Here is a 15,676-nt window from a genome sequence, read left to right on the forward strand (position 1 = left end):
GAGTGTGAAGATAGTGTCAGAAATTAAACGGATCAAGATAACTAGTTATATGTTTGAAGATGAGAAAATCAGATTAATAGATGCAATGGAAAATGGTGTTATGGTTATATACGTTTGGTTAAGATTACTTGTACAAGCTGGAAAAATCAGTGCTAATGGATATATTTATTTAACTGAAAACATTCCATACACAGAAGAAATGCTATCCACATTATTTTGCAAATCTTTAGAGTCCATTAAATTTGCACTTAAAACCTTATGCAATTTTCAAATGATAGAAATAGATTCAAACAATATAATTAAAATATTAAATTGGGATAAGCATCAAAACATTGAGGGGATGGAAAGAGTTAGGGCTCAAAATAGAAAAAGAGCTGAAAATCATAGAGAAAAGAAAAAACAAATTGAGGAAACAACTAAAGGAAATTTTGAAAATGTAAAAGAGAATTGTGAAGGGGAAAAACAAAATATTGATTATGTTGAGGTTCAAGATGATGAAGAAGAAAATTTAAAAGTTAATAAGGAAGATAACGCAAATTATATTGAAAATACCGATGATAGCCTTAGTAATAATATAAATGATGATAGTAATAGCATTACAAATAATTCTTGTGGAGTTATAAATAATTTGGGTAGTGTTACAAAAAATAAAAGTAACGTGACAGTAATGCAACAGAATAAGAGAGAGAGTAAGAATAAGAAAGAGAATAAGAATAAGACAGAGATAGAGATAGAGAGTGAAGATAATAACATAGCTGATGAAATAAATAATAAAGGCTCAACTTTTGATGAAGAGGCAAAAGAGGTAAGTCTCTCTCAAAGTGAAAAGCTTAAAGAAGACAAAGCAGCTATAGCTGATGATTTAAATGCTAAAGCCATCGAGATTATGACCTATTATGAAAAAATTACAGGGGTAATTGGTGGGATTAATTATGGTGCTTTGAGATTAGCTATTGATATGCATGGTGCAGAATCAGTTAAGATAGCTATAAATAAGGCGTTAGAAGTAAATCAAACTGATATGAGATACATTAATGGCATATTAAAAAATTGGAGAAGAGAAGTGTATTCAAATCAAAGAGAGGAGAGTAAAAATGGGACTAGAAGCGCTGGAAAAAGTAACTCAGCAGATAAAAATGAATTTACAGGATTCAAGCCAAAGAAACCACGAAACCTCACAGAATCTGAACGAAAAGAGGCACAAGAAGGTCTTATATAAATGTGATAAGTGTCAGGATACTGGTTGGATTTTAATAAGACAGGAACATGCACAACCTTTGGCTGTAGCTTGTGAATGTAGGAAAATTGAAAAGCTTAAAGATGATTGGAAGTCATGTGGAATTAATACAGAAATGTGTAAGGATTATGTGGTGGAAATTGAGAAGGACATGAACAATAACTATAAGCTTAAGTAAAACTTTTTAGGTGGAGTTTATACTCCAACTGAATTTAGTTGAACTTATAAATAAAAATAAATATAAAACCTGTAAAAAGGAGATAACAAATGGATGGTTTGCAAATTTTTAAAGATAATAGATTTGGCGAAATAAGATGGGTAAAAGTTAATAATAAAGATTATGCCATTGGAAAAGATGTTGCAAAATGTTTAGGATATATTAATCCTAGAGATGCAATTATAAGACATTGCAAGGGTATCGTGAAACACGACAGCTTTAAAGAAGGTGGACAATGTGTTGCATTAATACCTGAAGGAGATGTATTTAGGTTAATTACTAAATCAGAATTACCTGGTGCAGAAAAATTTGAAGCATGGATTTTTGATGAAGTATTACCTTGCATACGAAAAACTGGAATGTATGCAACAGATGAATTATTAGATAATCCTGATTTACTTATTTATAACATTACAATTTAAAGTTATAGATGAAGATAGAAGCATTTATGAAAAAGACTATTATAAAGTTTGTGATTTTATGGAAGGAATTTTTAATAGATATAGAGATGAAAAATATTATTTAGATAGATTTATGCATGATTTCTATGAAAGTTATGGGGTTAGGAGTAAAGCTTGATGGAATTTGATAAAAATAAAATAGATCAAAAATTATTATTTATGGATACTTGTTTAAATAAATTAAAAAAACTTAGAGCATTTGATAAAGATGCATTTATAGATGATTTTACAAAAGTTGATAGTGCTAAATATTTATTGCAAGTAAGCATTGATGCAATGTTAGATATATCAAGTCATTTAATCGATAGAAATAGATGGGGAAAACCCAAAGATAACAAGGAACATTTTCTTCCTTGCCTGATGAAAAATATTCATGACAACTTTGGACTTGTTATTTATTTTCATGTGTCTAACAAAAATAAGTTCCAAATAAAAAGGAACTTATTTTTGTTAATTAATAATTAAACTTTACTATTTCTATAAGCAACATATCTAGTAATCGACATAGTATTTTCTTCTCCAGGAAAATGTATTGGATTTACTTTATTTTTATTATATAGATCAATTGCATCTATAACATCTAATGCTAACTCTTTGATATTCATAAGTCCGTACATTTTTGGTGGAAGAATATAAATAGGTATATCAGGACTGGAGTTTTTTAGCATTTTCTTAACATCATATATTAGATGAGGACAGCATACAAGGATATCAAATTCAGATATTTTATTATTTGCAGTAAAAAATGGAGAAAATTCGATATCAAAATCGTTTTGCATGTTATTTTCTAGTATTTCCTTTTTCGCCTTATTAGACAAGGCACTTGAGGAGAAGCCTCCCCCGCAACATAAAAGAATTTTTATCATTTTAAACCCTCCATTTTAGAAAATAATATTGTGACAAACGTATTATTAATAAATAAATCATATCAAAATAAATATAGTAATTCAATAAATAAAATATAACATGGAGAATTTATAGTATTTTTTCTTCAGCAGTAAGTTTTTCTGTATTTTCTAATGCTTTTGAAAGAAATTTACAAGTAGTCACTGGAGTATGAGGAAAATCACTACAGTAAAGAATAAGTAAATTTGACGTAGTAACCAATAAAAAATTCATCTTTGAAAATTGAATAATGGTAACTATTCAGCTATTGAATAAATTTATTATATATTAAATAATTTTTCAAAAAATTATTCCTATTATTCTTAGCTTTTGGTATTATAAATATTGTCTTTTAAAAAACTAATGATAAGGTGGTGACTATCGTGAGCGAAGGCAAAATTATAGAAATCTATAATCAAGGATTAACGCAAGTTATGAGTGTTATAAAAGAACTTACAAATGAAATAAAAGGTCTAAATTCTCAAGTAGAAAAAATTTCAAAAGAAAATAAAGCTCTCGGTGAGCGTGTTCAATCTTTAGAAAAACAAACTCAAAAGAATAGTAATAACAGTAGCAAACCACCATCGACAGATGGTTTTAAAAAGAAAACTAAAACTTTAAGAACTAAATCAGGCAAAAAACCTGGTGGTCAAGAAGGTCATGATGGAAAGACACTTGAGCTTACTGAAAATCCAGATGAAATAATTGTACACACTGTAGATAAATGTGATATTTGCGGAGAATCCTTACAGGATGTAGCTCCGGACAGTATAATTGTACGACAAGTGGTTGATCTACCAGAGACTAAAGTAAAAGTTACTGAACATAGATCAGAAGTTAAAAAATGTCCAAAGTGTAGAAGAAAAAACACCGGTAAATTCCCTGAGGGAATAACAAACACAGTTCAATATGGCGATAAAGTAAAAGCGATAGCTGTTTATTTAACTCAATATCAATTAATTCCGTTTAAACGTGGTGCTGAATTGATTTCTGATATGTTTAATATAAGTTTAAGTCAAGGTACAATAGTCAATTTTAATAATAACTGTCATGAAAAATTAGAACTTGTTGAAGAAAATATAAAAAATGCAATAACTAATTATCAAGGTGCTGTACATTATGACGAAACTGGAATATATATAGATAAAAAACGCCAATGGCTACATGTTGCTTCAAATGATAAATATACTTATTATGAAGCACATGAAAAACGAGGTAAAGAAGCTATTGATGATATAAATATATTACCTAAATTTACCGGAACAGCAGTACATGACTGCTGGAAGACATATCATCAATACTCTTGTGAGCACGCTTTATGCAATGCTCACATATTAAGAGAGTTAAATGCTATATCAGAGCTAGAAAAACAAAAATGGGCAGAGCCTTTGAAAAATCTATTAGTAGAAATAAAAAAAGAAGTAGATTTATCTTGGAATACTGCCAATGCCTTAACTTTAGATAAAATTGAAGCCTTTGAAAAAAGATATGATCAAATATTAGAAGATGGCTTCAAAGAAGATTATATAGCAAATAGTAAAGCATACAGTAAAAAGAAAGTAAAGAAAAGTACTAGTCTTAATCTATTAAATAGATTAAGCGGTTATAAAAATCAAATACTTGCTTTTATGTATGATTTTGAAATACCTTTTGATAATAATCTTGCAGAGCGTGATCTACGAATGACTAAGGTTAAACAAAAAATCTCTGGAACATTTAGAAGTAAAGATGGCGCAAAAGCATTTACTAGAATTCGTGGATATGTATCCACGGTTCGAAAAAATAGCTTGAATACTTTGGATTGTATAAAATCAGTATTTACTTCAAATATAATCGATCCGACCTTAGTTTAACTAAGATATTTCTAGGGGTATTGAGAATAAGTTGATACCCCTATTTGCCATACCTAAAAGTATATCTATTAAAATTTTAAATGACTACAGCTGAATAGTTACGAATAATGTTATATTTACAATTTGTGTTATAATAGTAATATTATTTTCATTAAAGGGAGGAAAGAGTATGAAGGATTTGATAAACAATACGGATTTAATTATTAGAAATGCAGAGACAAGAGATGCTGAAGGGATAATACAGTTAGTCAAACAAGTTATGAAAGAATCTCCATTTTTCCCAAGAACATCTGATGAATTTAACTTTACTATTGAACAAGAAGAAAAGTATATAAAAAATGCAGCACTTTTTTTAGTTGCAGAAGTTAATGGAAATATAATAGGCTCAGCTACTTTAGATAGAAGTGAATTAGTTAGATTAAACCATGCTGCCTTATTTGGTATAACTATTTTAAAAGCATTTTCTCATCAAGGTGTAGGCAGTGCACTGATGAAAAAGGTTATTGAATGGGCAGAACTTAATAGAATTGAAAAAATAGATTTAGAAGTTTTTGAAAATAATACTCAAGCAATTTCGCTTTATAAGAAATTTGCTTTTATCGAAGAGGGTAGAAAGATAAAAGCAATAAAAACAAATAAAGGATATGAGGGCATTATACTAATGTGTAAATTTTTAAATAACTAGATAATAAGATAGTCTATTTAATATTATGAATTAAAAAATAAATAACAGATTGTAAAATCGCATTATTCAAGAATTAGAATTAGCGATTTTTTATTGTGCAATTCTAACAATGAAAATAAATCAGAATTTGTCGTTGCTTTTTTGTCTGAATATGGTATGATTAATTAGCCTTATCAGAGGACTTGTAATAAAAAGATTATTTAAGTGGGATAAGATCCGAAAAGATCTTGTCACACTTTTTTTTGGTTCAATATACTATTTTAAAAACATTGTTGATTGTATTTTGCTGTGTTTATTACGAAATTAGAATTTAAAAAACAGAATATAACTTAAGTGAAAATTAGAAGTTAAAGGAGATAATTATTAAATGCATTTGAAAACAGATAGATTAATAATTCGTGATTTTGACAAAAAAGATGCTGCGGGATTGTATGAATTCCTTGAGCACCCACCTGTACATTGTTTTATGAGTGAAAAATTAGATTCACTTGATGAAGCAGAAAAAGAAGTGGAGAGAAGAGGCAAAGAAGGTGAACACTTCGCTGTTTGCTTGTCTGATACAGATTCAATTATTGGGGATCTTTTTGCCATAAAAGAGGAGCCTGATACATATAGCGTCGGATGGAATTTCAATTTAAAATACGGCAAGATCGGTTATGCAACTGAAGCGGCAAAAGCGTTAATCAACTACCTCTTCAATAACGATGCAAGGAGAATATATGCTTATGCTGAAGACGATAATATTCCGTCCCAAAAACTTTGTGAGCGACTTGGAATGAGAAAAGAAGGACTCTTTATGGAATTTATATCTTTCGTGAACAACCCAGATGGAACTCCGCATTATGAAAATACCTACCAATATGCCATTCTGAAAAAAGAGCATTTTAAAGATGTATATGAAATAATAAAAATATAATTTGTTAACTATTACTTGAGGCCGATTATAGATAAAAAAATGTTTATATTAGTAATTTGTTAGGCTATAATATAATAAACGTATTATTTATCGGAGGAAGTTCTATGGAAAATATAAATGAACAAAATAATTTGTATGAGCAGTTTTTAAAATATTCATATAAAGATTTAGAAGAATCATTTAAAAAAACAAAAACAAAAGAAGAACAAGATTTTTATGTTGCTTTATCTGATATAATACTTCAAAAGGAACAAGAAAGAGCAATAGGTAAAAATTGATGGCTACGTATACTATATTTGCAGGTGTAAATGGTGCTGGAAAAACATCAATATATAAGTCTATTTATTATTAAAAAAATAAAAGTGAAAAAGGAATAAATACAGATGAGATGGTAGCAAGAGTCGGTACATGGAAAGATAATAATCTCCAAATTAAGTGTGGAAGAAAAGCCGCAAAACTTATAAGTTATTATATAAAAAATGATATATCATTTAATCAAGAAACTACTCTTTCGGGTAAAAGTATTGTTAGAAATATAAAAAAAGCAAGGCAAGAAGGTTTTCATGTAGTGATGAACTATATTGGAGTTGACACTCCGGATATTGCTAAAGAAAGAGTTAGAATTAGAGTATTGAAAGGTGGACATGGAATTCCAGAAGACACTATAGAAAGAAGATATTATGAATCACTAGATAATTTAAAAGAAGTATTAGATATATGTAATGAAATAAATATATATGATAATACAAATAAATTTAAGCGTGTGGCATATATATGTGATGGAATAATTAGATGGAAAAGAGATACAATTCCTAAGTTGAGTAGTAACATTTTAAAATAAGCCACCGATTTACGCAGTCGGTGGTTTTCTAAATTTTATTTTACTTATTAACTAAATAGTAATCATGATAATCCTTGTAATTATTTTCTTGCGATAATACATTTTTATTTTGATAATGATTGATGCTAAAGGCTACGAAGCCTTCTACATATTTATTTTCTACAGAGAGTTGCTTTGAAATTGATTCTTGTCGTGCAGATATAAATTCAGATGATTTAATAGCAAAAGTTTCTGTAGTTGCGTAAAGCTTTATGCCTAATGTATCAGTTGCCTTTTTAGTATATGAATATAAACTATCTAACTGATTTATAGTATTAAACTTTGCCCCTATACTATCTTGCAGTGCAACAATATCTATTCCAGTTTCATTTAAAGTATTTTCAAGCATTTTTGACCAGGTTGATATAGAACCTAATAATGAAAACTTTCTATTATAAAATGGAGCAATCATTATATCCCTTGTAATATTTGATTTCATTTCAGAAGTAATTTGCTTAAGAAAACTATTCAAATACGATTGTTGAGTTTTAGTTATGGCAGTTAATTGATTAATTTCATAAGGAATATACCAACCCTGAAATGACTTATGAGTTCCATACATATCTAAGACTTCGTGTACAATAGTTTTATTAATTGAGGCTTGTAAATTAAGCCAACACTTGCTAAAAGCATTCATTACCCACCAATTACTATTAAAGCCTAATCCTATTCTAACCTTCATTCCAAGAAAATCTGCTGCACTTAGAACTGTTTCAACCATATCTATATTATTACACGTATATCCTAGTATATTTGTAGGATAAACTGCATACTTAATTCTTGTATCAGCTATTGATTGAAGTATTATTTCGTTAATTCCAATATTCTTAAGCATAGTTAATTCAGAAACCCATCTATTATAATCAAAGCTTTGAGCTAACCAATATTGTATAAAGGAACTGCTAAATACAGGTTTCACTTGAGCTTCAGTCCTAGCCTCAATATTAGTTTTAATATTAGATTCAACTGTAGCTATATGTTTTTTCATTTGAAGTGCCTCCATTTATATAGCAAATTATATTGCTTTTTATGACTTTGCTACTATAATATTAGAATGTTATGAAAATGGTACTGAAAAAATGAATATAAATAATTTGGTGTATTTTATTTGATTTTTACTAGAACATAAAAGTCCCCACTATATGGATGTTCGGAATTAGATTTTTGAATATTAATGTTTAGTGCAACTAGAGATATAATGGCATTGTCATTTTCCTTCGTGAATGTTGAATTATCAGCAGTCATGGAGTCTTTGCTTATCTGATAATTTCCTTGGGCTGAAGTATCAAACATATCAAAAACATCTTTCATGTTAACACTTATAAGCTCCTCACCCTTGTCATTTGAAAGCCAGAGTTTACCTGAATCGAATGAGTTAATATTTGAAATGGTATAGGTTTTGCCAGAGCTTTTAAAATCACAGAGTTTATTACTAGGAGTTGGGTTATCTTTCTCAAAATAAAAGTTCAATACAACTAAAGCGTCGTAACCTGAAATGATTATGGGCGACTGTTGATTCAAGGACATGTGAACTGATTCTTGCCTATACATGCTCTCTTCGTATTGGTAAAATCCAAAGGTATCATAGAAATCGTTGTATAGATTAAAATCTTTTCCTAGGTAATCTATGTTCTTTGTATATCCCATCATTTCAAGGTAGTTTAGGGTAGAGGAGATGATTTTTTTATCTTCTTGAGAAACAGATGGATTTGGTGTTATTTTATTATCCAGAAGCATTTTATTTTTAACTAGTACACTTTGAAGCATTTTCTGTTGGTTTGTACGGCTGATTGTAAAGGCATCCAAAGGCGGAATAATGGAAAAGAGTGCAAAAACTATCAATAACATTGCCACAATGCCATTTTTTCGTACTGGAATAAAGCTTAGAAAAACTCCAGAAACAGCTGCAAAGATTCCAAATAAAATTACATAATAACGTCCATGCATAATCCCCGTATCTTGAGTTCTCAGTATAGAGGATACAATCTGAAACACCACAATTGGAACAAGAATCTTCGGGAAAATTTTTCGGAAAAGTTTAGCAAACTTATTTTCAATTCTGCTAACTAAAATATAGATTAGGATCACGGTAATAGCAAATCCAACGAGCATGGGTTCAAGTCGATTGTCTGTCCAAAATTTTCCGGTGATGTTTTTTGCAATGTATATCACAAGAATGACTGTATAAATTGACAATAGAGGAATAATTATATAGGAGAGTAGAATCTCCAAAAATTTTGGACAGCTTGAAGATCTAGTTATATTTTCCCTGTTATAATCTTGGCTCTCCTTAAAAAGAGTTTTGTTAGAAATACCTGGATAGACCGGAATAAGTGACAAGAAATATATTGGTGCAAAGAGGATTGAAATTATGTTTAAAGCATGCATATATGACTTTCCGTCTACTTGAAAAAGAAGTAAATCAATAGCTGCAATAATCATTGATATGCCAGTAAAGAGTACCACTGAAAATAGGAGAGAATTAAAGAATGATTTGAATGATGACATAAAACTTTCATTGAAACTGACAGTGCTTTTAATTACTGGTACCCAAATATAAGCAATAACTAGGGCAAACACAGCAACTGAGGTTCTAATCCATGTTTCTAAGCTGGTAGTTGTGTACTGATTAACAATGAGAAAATATCCCATAGTTAAGACCACGCAAATGACCATGGAAACAACGCGGTGTAAGAACTTTTCAAAAAATCGTTCAAAGGCTGCCTGCAGGGTAAAACCAAGGCATGCTCCAACCACAAATGTCAAAAGAAGCTTGTAATAAGGTTCTCCACGGTTTATAGCATTTGCATTTACAACTGCAGCTACAATAAGAAAAATTACAGTTAATGGATAACGAGATATTGCATCATATAGTCCACTGAGTTTATTTCGTAGGGTATCTATAGCTTTCATCTTCGAATCCTCCTTTACATATGGTGCTTTTAGTCTGCACAACGTGCACTTAATTTATAAAGTTCTCTTTATATATAAATATTCCATATATTCTGACAATTATCCTCTAAGATAAATGAAATTTTTATTATAATTAGTAAATGAGGCGCCAACATAGATTGTTGGCGCCTCAAGTTTTAAATGGTGGTTGTCACCATTATAAGATTATACTTACCCATTAAATTGGGTTGGAAAGTTTAAATATAAGATTTATATATAAATTCATTTTATGAAAGTATGAAAAGATTGACAAATATATAAAACAAGAGTAAAGTTTTGAGTAACATAGTAAAGAGGAAATTAATTAAAAATGGAATAGATACATATGCTAGTGTTGCGTACTTAAGACGTTATATTCAGAGGAATTTGGGCTGGAAAACAAATATGATATTAACTTAATATAAAGAATATACTTAAGAATATATTTTTAGATAGAAAATAAAGATAGGAGGTAATTAATATAAGGTTTAATTATATCTAAAGTAATTATGAGTTTAATAAAAGTTGAGAATCTTAGAAAAGAATTTAAAGTAAGAAAACAAGAAAAAAAGACTAACATTTTCAATGAGTTATTTCATCGGGAATATGAAATGAAAAATGCAGTTGATGGAATCTCATTTGAAATTGAAAAGGGGGAGATTGTTGGATATATTGGTCCAAATGGAGCTGGAAAGTCTACTACTATTAAAATGCTTACAGGGATATTAGTCCCTAGTTCTGGAATAATAGAAGTTGATGGATTGATTCCGTATAAAAACAGAAAAGAATATACAAAAAGAATAGGAGTAGTGTTTGGGCAAAGAACGCAATTATGGTGGGATATTCCTGTATTTGAATCCTTAGATTTAATGAAATATATATATAAAATACCAGATGATATTTTTAAATAAAACATGGAACTTTTTATGGATATTCTAAACATTGGTGAGTTTGAGAGTACTCCAGTAAGGCAATTAAGTTTAGGACAAAGAATGAGAGCGGATTTATGTGCCTCATTATTGCATAATCCAGATATATTATATTTAGATGAACCAACTATAGGACTTGATGTAGTTGTAAAAAAGAATGTTAGAGATTTTGTTAAAGAGGTAAATAGAAAAAGAAAAACAACAGTAATATTAACGACACATGATATGGCAGATATAGAAAAGTTATGTTCAAGAGTACTCGTAATTGATAAAGGTTCATTAATATATGATGGAAACCTTGAACAGGTTAAGGATAAATTCGGATTCATGGAGAGAATGGAACTTATATTGGAAGATGAGCTGCAAGATCTTAATTGGTTTTATGAAAACGGTATTATAGAAATAAATAGAAATGAAAAGGATTTAGTACTTAAGTATGATAAAACTAAAATAAATTCATCTACTATTTTAGGATATCTAATGTCTAAAAATACTATAAAAAATTTCAAGGTATATGAAACAGAGATTGATGAAGCAATAAGAATAATGTATCTAAAAAATGATATGAAAGGGAATATTTAAAAATGACAATGTATTTTAAGTTTTTCAAAAATGCATTTGCATCTAATTTTGAATATAAATTTGATGCTATTTTTCGTGGATTAGTACAAGTTATTGAAATTGTTGTACAAATATCGGTTTGGACAGCCCTTTATTATTTTAATAATAACAGTGGAATTTCAAAAGATAATATAGATCTTAAAGTAATGATATATTACGTAATAATTAGTGCAGGTATCTCTATTCTTGTTAATAATAACGTAATAAATATTATTGATAAAAAAATAAGAACAGGAGAAATTTCATCTGATTTAATTAAACCTATTAACTTTCAAGCATATATGTTTTCAATAGCAACTGCAGATAATATTTATAATTTCATATTTAGATTTATTCCAGTACTTTTAATTTTTATTCCTTTTTACGGCATTTATATTCCAAGTATAAAAACAGCAATTATATTTTTAATATCTCTTATAAATGGCGTATTAATTAGCTTTTTGTTAGCATATATTTTGGGACTAGTAGGATTTTGGTATTTGTCTATATGGCATTTAGAACGTATTTATATGCGTTAAGTGGAATGTTTATTAAACATCCTATGTTGGATATGGAAAGTATGATACAACAGGGACAGTTTGATAGTATATTAACAAAACCAATAAATCCTTTGTTTCATGTGATAGCAAGACAGTTTGAATATACATTTGCAGGACATATTGTATTATACATTTTTACATTTGGAATAAGCATAAATAAAATCGAAACTCAGTGGTCATTAGGTAAGATTTTATTTTTTATTACATTTATTTTTGGAGCAGTACTTATACATTCAGCTTTTATGATAATAACAGGCAGTCTAAGTTTTTTCATTGTAAAATCTAAAGTAGCAGTTGAAACAGCCATTTATGGTCTTAGAAGTTTCTTAGATTATCCATTAACAATATTTAATAAATTTATACAGGTAGTATTAACTTTTATATTGCCATATGCATTTGTAAATTATTATCCAGCAGAATATTTTCTTAGAAAAACAAATCCACCAATTTTTAATTCTGCGCTTTATTATATGACACCTGTTGTAGGAATTATAATGATTATACTTGCAATTTTAATCTGGAATAATGGAATAAAACATTATAAAAGTACAGGTTCATAAAGCATAAATTTTAATATAATCTATTACTTTGTATGTGATTTATAGAATTTGAAAATATTATTAGAAAAACAAAAGGGAGGAACAGAAAAGTGAGTATTACAAAACAAGCAATTGAAAAGGCAGAAGAACTTAGAATTATACCAGAAAGATTAGAAGTGTTGGACAAGCAATTAAATTATTTTATTGAACAAGGACAAAGACAGGCTATTATTTTTAAAGCTGTGAAGAAAGGGGTTACAATCTTTGAAGGAACATATGGAATGAATACCAAGGAATATGGATTGAAATCAGATACAATCTTTAATGTATGCTCTATTACAAAACCAGTTGTGGCTACGCTTATTTTATGTCTTCAAGAAGATGGAATTGTGGATGTGACGGAGCCTGTATGCAAGTATCTTCCTGAATTTATAGGAGGAGGTAGAGAAAATATATGCGTATGGCATTTTCTAACACATTCTAGTGGGTTAGATGAAGAAGAAATCTGGAATGATTCAAAAGAATATGTAAAAAATGAATTTGGCTTAGAAGCACCTAATAATGAATGTTCTCATGAAGAATTTGAAGATTTTGCAAATAAAGTAGCAGATAAAATGGGTGTTGATAGAAGTGTTAAGGGAAGAATGGGAAATATTGAATATATTCTTTCTTTGAAAACTAATATGAGACGTAAGCCACACACAAATATGGTTTATTGTAGTTATGGCTTTCAAAGATTAGCCGATATTATTGAGACTACAACAGGTGAATCATTGGATGAATATGCTTCTAGAAAATTATTTAGTCCATTAGGGATGAAGGATACTGCATGGCGTATGCCAGAAGAAAAATGGGACAGGATTATTGGAAGAATCGATAGCGCCGTTAGTGCAAAATGGTTTAACAGCAATGAAAATTTTGTTTCTGAAAGTGGAGCTGGCGGACTTAAAACAACTGTAGATGATATGATGCGTTTTACTCAAATGATTTTAAATGGAGGAAAATTTAATAATGTCAGAGTGTTGTCTAAGGCAAGCATTAAGCAGATGTTTACTGATCATAATCAAGGAGTTCCATGTGCTGAAGGAGAGGAATATTCTAGGTGGTCATTAGGTTGGAATCTTCATGGCAATAAGAAAGATAATGATGGGATTTTACGTTCAGAGAGTTGTATTGATCATACAGGATATGGTGGAACAAAAATATTTGTTGATCCAGAACATGATTTGACAATGGCTTGGTTTGCAGCAGAAACTGTACATTATGAAAAACCAGAATTTCTTAATATTAATGGACGTCTTGTAAATCTTATTATGTCAGCTATGGAGGATTAGGCATAATCAAAAGAAAGGATTAATAGAAAAAAATGGACAAAATTAAACATCGTTTTGAGATACTAAAATCGGTGGCATTTGTAACGTTTAAAGAGTGGAGTGCATATCGCACTCACTCTATGGTATCCATATTAGTTGGACCAGTTTATTTTATTATACAGTATTTTATTTGGAAGGCTGTATTTGGAGGAAACTCTGGAGGAATGGTTAATGGTATGGAATTTAAACAGATTCTTTGTTATTATGGGGCCATCACATTAATTGGATATTTGATTATGGATTTTGCAGATTGGAATCTTCAGATGCTCGTAAGGAGTGGTAAATTTCTGACATTTCAATTAAGGCCTATACATCACCGATTTTTTGCATTATCACAAAAAATTGGTCATAGAGCTTTAGGATTTGTTTTTGAGTTTTTGCCTTGCTTCTTTATTTTACAATTTATTTTTAAAGTTGATTTGATACCAAAACATCTTGGATTATCAATTATATCAATAGCATTTGCATTTCTTATAAACTTTTATGTAAATTATTGTATTGGAATGACTGCTTTTTGGCTTGTACAATCATCAGGAATAAGGCAAGTATACCAGGTGATTTCTGAAATTTTGTCAGGTTCTTTGATTCCACTAATATTTTTCCCAGAGATACTTCAAAAAATACTTTTTTTCTTGCCATTTCAATATATTACTTATGTGCCAGCATGTGTAGTTATGGGAAAGTATTCACTAGGTGGAATTACAATGGATCTTAGTCAGATTGTACTTATTCAAGGGGGAGCAGTAGCTCTTGTAATGATACTGAGCGAAATAATATATAGGCTTGCAATGAATAAATATACGGATGCAGGAGGCTGATAGAAATGCGTAAATACTTAAAAATTTATAAAGAAGCAGTAAAAATTTCTTTTTCATCAGCAATAGCATATCGAGTGAATTTTCTATTAAATATGTTAATTACATTAATAAGTAATATTGTATTACCAATGGTAACCCTAATGATTTATGGTTCTGGTGCAAGTTTTAATGATTGGAATATATATGAAGTATTATTAATTCAATCTATATTCACCATATCAAATGGATTTTCAAATATGTTTTTTAATGGTATCGTTTGGAAAACCATGGAGGAGGTTAGGGAAGGTACTTTTGAAATAACATTAATAAAACCAGTTAACAGTATGCTGTATTTAATGGCTTCTACAGTTAGCATGGATGGAATAGGGGTTATTTTAGGAGGGATTGTATTCTTCTGTATTTCAATTGCACACATTAGAGAAATAACTGCTCTAATGTGGATGGAATTTTTTATATTTTTTATTATGGGACTTTTTGTAATGGTCGGCACTCAGCTACTTATGGCAGCAACATCTTTTAAATGGGTTGCTAATTCAAGAATACCGGAAATGTATAGTAGTTTTATTCGCTTTGGATATTATCCACAAAGTATATTTAGTCGTAGTATTATTCTCATAACTTCATATATTGTACCAGTGGCAATGATTGGATTTTTTCCGGCATCTGCGCTTTTAGGACTAACGGAAAAGAGGATGTTTATTTCCATAATCCCATGTGTTTTATTTATGATTATTGGAATGTATATTTATCAGCATATGGTTAGACTGTATGAAGGGGTTGGAGGTTGATTAA

At 29.4% G+C, this 15,676-nt stretch carries 16 protein-coding genes and 3 pseudogenes; 15 read left to right on the top strand and 4 right to left on the bottom strand.

Annotation, left to right across the window (positions count from 1 at the left end):
• Positions 1–4: 4 nt before the first annotated feature.
• The 4 genes and pseudogenes from psyc5s11_RS11270 to psyc5s11_RS11285 all read left to right on the top strand — a co-directional run bounded on the left by psyc5s11_RS11270 (position 5) and on the right by psyc5s11_RS11285 (position 2,380).
• Positions 5–1,219 carry a phage replisome organizer N-terminal domain-containing protein gene (locus psyc5s11_RS11270; protein WP_311196429.1) on the top strand — a complete coding sequence of 405 codons (1,215 nt, stop codon included), beginning with the start codon at positions 5–7 and terminating at the stop codon, positions 1,217–1,219.
• 58 nt (positions 1,220–1,277) lie between these two features.
• Positions 1,278–1,415, top strand: coding sequence for a hypothetical protein (locus tag psyc5s11_RS28085; protein WP_311196430.1), 138 nt, complete (start codon positions 1,278–1,280; stop codon positions 1,413–1,415).
• 89 nt (positions 1,416–1,504) lie between these two features.
• Positions 1,505–1,858: pseudogene (locus psyc5s11_RS11280) on the top strand (BRO-N domain-containing protein); the annotation flags it as partial.
• 174 nt (positions 1,859–2,032) lie between these two features.
• Positions 2,033–2,380 (top strand): DUF86 domain-containing protein, encoded by a 348-nt coding sequence (locus psyc5s11_RS11285; RefSeq protein ID WP_224037676.1) that lies wholly within the window; start codon positions 2,033–2,035, stop codon positions 2,378–2,380.
• Here the strand turns inward: psyc5s11_RS11285 and psyc5s11_RS11290 are convergent.
• Positions 2,377–2,781 (bottom strand): PTS sugar transporter subunit IIB, encoded by a 405-nt coding sequence (locus psyc5s11_RS11290; protein WP_224037677.1) that lies wholly within the window; start codon positions 2,779–2,781, stop codon positions 2,377–2,379. The genes psyc5s11_RS11285 and psyc5s11_RS11290 overlap by 4 nt on opposite strands.
• 109 nt (positions 2,782–2,890) lie before the next feature.
• Positions 2,891–3,034, bottom strand: coding sequence for a hypothetical protein (locus psyc5s11_RS11295; RefSeq protein WP_224037678.1), 144 nt, complete (start codon positions 3,032–3,034; stop codon positions 2,891–2,893).
• Between the two features lie 149 nt (positions 3,035–3,183).
• On the opposite strand from psyc5s11_RS11295, the gene tnpC reads away from it, so the two are divergent.
• The 5 genes and pseudogenes from tnpC to psyc5s11_RS11320 all read left to right on the top strand — a co-directional run bounded on the left by tnpC (position 3,184) and on the right by psyc5s11_RS11320 (position 7,095).
• The gene (tnpC, locus tag psyc5s11_RS11300) at positions 3,184–4,653 is read left to right on the top strand and encodes an IS66 family transposase (protein WP_224033641.1); all 1,470 of its coding nucleotides are present in this window, start codon (positions 3,184–3,186) and stop codon (positions 4,651–4,653) included.
• A gap of 169 nt (positions 4,654–4,822) precedes the next feature.
• Positions 4,823–5,338 carry a GNAT family N-acetyltransferase gene (locus tag psyc5s11_RS11305; protein WP_224037679.1) on the top strand — a complete coding sequence of 172 codons (516 nt, stop codon included), beginning with the start codon at positions 4,823–4,825 and terminating at the stop codon, positions 5,336–5,338.
• 367 nt (positions 5,339–5,705) lie between these two features.
• Positions 5,706–6,254: a GNAT family N-acetyltransferase gene (locus psyc5s11_RS11310; RefSeq protein ID WP_224037680.1), complete on the top strand. Its 549-nt coding sequence runs from the start codon at positions 5,706–5,708 to the stop codon at positions 6,252–6,254.
• A gap of 104 nt (positions 6,255–6,358) precedes the next feature.
• Positions 6,359–6,532, top strand: a complete 174-nt coding sequence (locus psyc5s11_RS11315) for a hypothetical protein (RefSeq protein WP_224037681.1) — start codon at positions 6,359–6,361, stop codon at positions 6,530–6,532.
• A pseudogene (locus psyc5s11_RS11320) lies at positions 6,532–7,095 on the top strand (zeta toxin family protein). The gene psyc5s11_RS11315 and the pseudogene psyc5s11_RS11320 overlap by 1 nt, the downstream one beginning before the upstream one ends.
• Before the next feature lie 40 nt (positions 7,096–7,135).
• On the opposite strand, the gene psyc5s11_RS11325 reads toward psyc5s11_RS11320, so the two are convergent.
• Both psyc5s11_RS11325 and psyc5s11_RS11330 read right to left on the bottom strand, forming a co-directional pair.
• Complete coding sequence (locus psyc5s11_RS11325; RefSeq protein WP_224037682.1) at positions 7,136–8,122, bottom strand: DUF4434 domain-containing protein; 987 nt, start codon at positions 8,120–8,122, stop codon at positions 7,136–7,138.
• Positions 8,123–8,238: 116 nt separating this feature from the next.
• Positions 8,239–10,047, bottom strand: coding sequence for a DUF4153 domain-containing protein (locus tag psyc5s11_RS11330; protein WP_224037683.1), 1,809 nt, complete (start codon positions 10,045–10,047; stop codon positions 8,239–8,241).
• 527 nt (positions 10,048–10,574) lie between these two features.
• Between psyc5s11_RS11330 and psyc5s11_RS11335 the strand changes: the two are divergent.
• From psyc5s11_RS11335 to psyc5s11_RS11360, 6 genes and pseudogenes are all read left to right on the top strand, one after another.
• A pseudogene (locus psyc5s11_RS11335) lies at positions 10,575–11,576 on the top strand (ABC transporter ATP-binding protein).
• A 2-nt stretch (positions 11,577–11,578) separates the two neighbouring features.
• Positions 11,579–12,133 (top strand): ABC-2 family transporter protein, encoded by a 555-nt coding sequence (locus psyc5s11_RS11340; RefSeq protein ID WP_224037684.1) that lies wholly within the window; start codon positions 11,579–11,581, stop codon positions 12,131–12,133.
• Positions 12,103–12,714 carry an ABC transporter permease gene (locus psyc5s11_RS11345; RefSeq protein WP_224037685.1) on the top strand — a complete coding sequence of 204 codons (612 nt, stop codon included), beginning with the start codon at positions 12,103–12,105 and terminating at the stop codon, positions 12,712–12,714. Before psyc5s11_RS11340 ends, psyc5s11_RS11345 begins: the two co-directional genes overlap by 31 nt.
• Before the next feature lie 89 nt (positions 12,715–12,803).
• The gene (locus psyc5s11_RS11350) at positions 12,804–14,027 is read left to right on the top strand and encodes a serine hydrolase domain-containing protein (protein WP_224037686.1); all 1,224 of its coding nucleotides are present in this window, start codon (positions 12,804–12,806) and stop codon (positions 14,025–14,027) included.
• A 32-nt stretch (positions 14,028–14,059) separates the two neighbouring features.
• On the top strand, positions 14,060–14,884 hold the full coding sequence (locus psyc5s11_RS11355) for an ABC transporter permease (protein ID WP_224037687.1): 825 nt from the start codon (positions 14,060–14,062) through the stop codon (positions 14,882–14,884).
• A 5-nt stretch (positions 14,885–14,889) separates the two neighbouring features.
• Positions 14,890–15,672: an ABC transporter permease gene (locus psyc5s11_RS11360; protein WP_224037688.1), complete on the top strand. Its 783-nt coding sequence runs from the start codon at positions 14,890–14,892 to the stop codon at positions 15,670–15,672.
• Positions 15,673–15,676 lie beyond the last annotated feature (4 nt).

It is taken from the genome of Clostridium gelidum, assembly GCF_019977655.1.
GTDB lineage: Bacteria > Bacillota > Clostridia > Clostridiales > Clostridiaceae > Clostridium > Clostridium gelidum.

Excerpts from the sequence above, each read along its gene's own strand:
- psyc5s11_RS11285 (WP_224037676.1), top strand. The coding sequence starts at position 2,033 with ATGGAATTTGATAAAAATAAAATAGATCAAAAATTATTATTTATGGAT.
- psyc5s11_RS11290 (WP_224037677.1), bottom strand. The coding sequence starts at position 2,781 with ATGATAAAAATTCTTTTATGTTGCGGGGGAGGCTTCTCCTCAAGTGCC.
- psyc5s11_RS11295 (WP_224037678.1), bottom strand. The coding sequence starts at position 3,034 with ATGAATTTTTTATTGGTTACTACGTCAAATTTACTTATTCTTTACTGT.
- psyc5s11_RS11305 (WP_224037679.1), top strand. The coding sequence starts at position 4,823 with ATGAAGGATTTGATAAACAATACGGATTTAATTATTAGAAATGCAGAG.
- psyc5s11_RS11310 (WP_224037680.1), top strand. The coding sequence starts at position 5,706 with ATGCATTTGAAAACAGATAGATTAATAATTCGTGATTTTGACAAAAAA.
- psyc5s11_RS11315 (WP_224037681.1), top strand. The coding sequence starts at position 6,359 with ATGGAAAATATAAATGAACAAAATAATTTGTATGAGCAGTTTTTAAAA.
- psyc5s11_RS11325 (WP_224037682.1), bottom strand. The coding sequence starts at position 8,122 with ATGAAAAAACATATAGCTACAGTTGAATCTAATATTAAAACTAATATT.
- psyc5s11_RS11330 (WP_224037683.1), bottom strand. The coding sequence starts at position 10,047 with ATGAAAGCTATAGATACCCTACGAAATAAACTCAGTGGACTATATGAT.
- psyc5s11_RS11340 (WP_224037684.1), top strand. The coding sequence starts at position 11,579 with ATGACAATGTATTTTAAGTTTTTCAAAAATGCATTTGCATCTAATTTT.
- psyc5s11_RS11345 (WP_224037685.1), top strand. The coding sequence starts at position 12,103 with ATGGCATTTAGAACGTATTTATATGCGTTAAGTGGAATGTTTATTAAA.
- psyc5s11_RS11355 (WP_224037687.1), top strand. The coding sequence starts at position 14,060 with ATGGACAAAATTAAACATCGTTTTGAGATACTAAAATCGGTGGCATTT.
- psyc5s11_RS11360 (WP_224037688.1), top strand. The coding sequence starts at position 14,890 with ATGCGTAAATACTTAAAAATTTATAAAGAAGCAGTAAAAATTTCTTTT.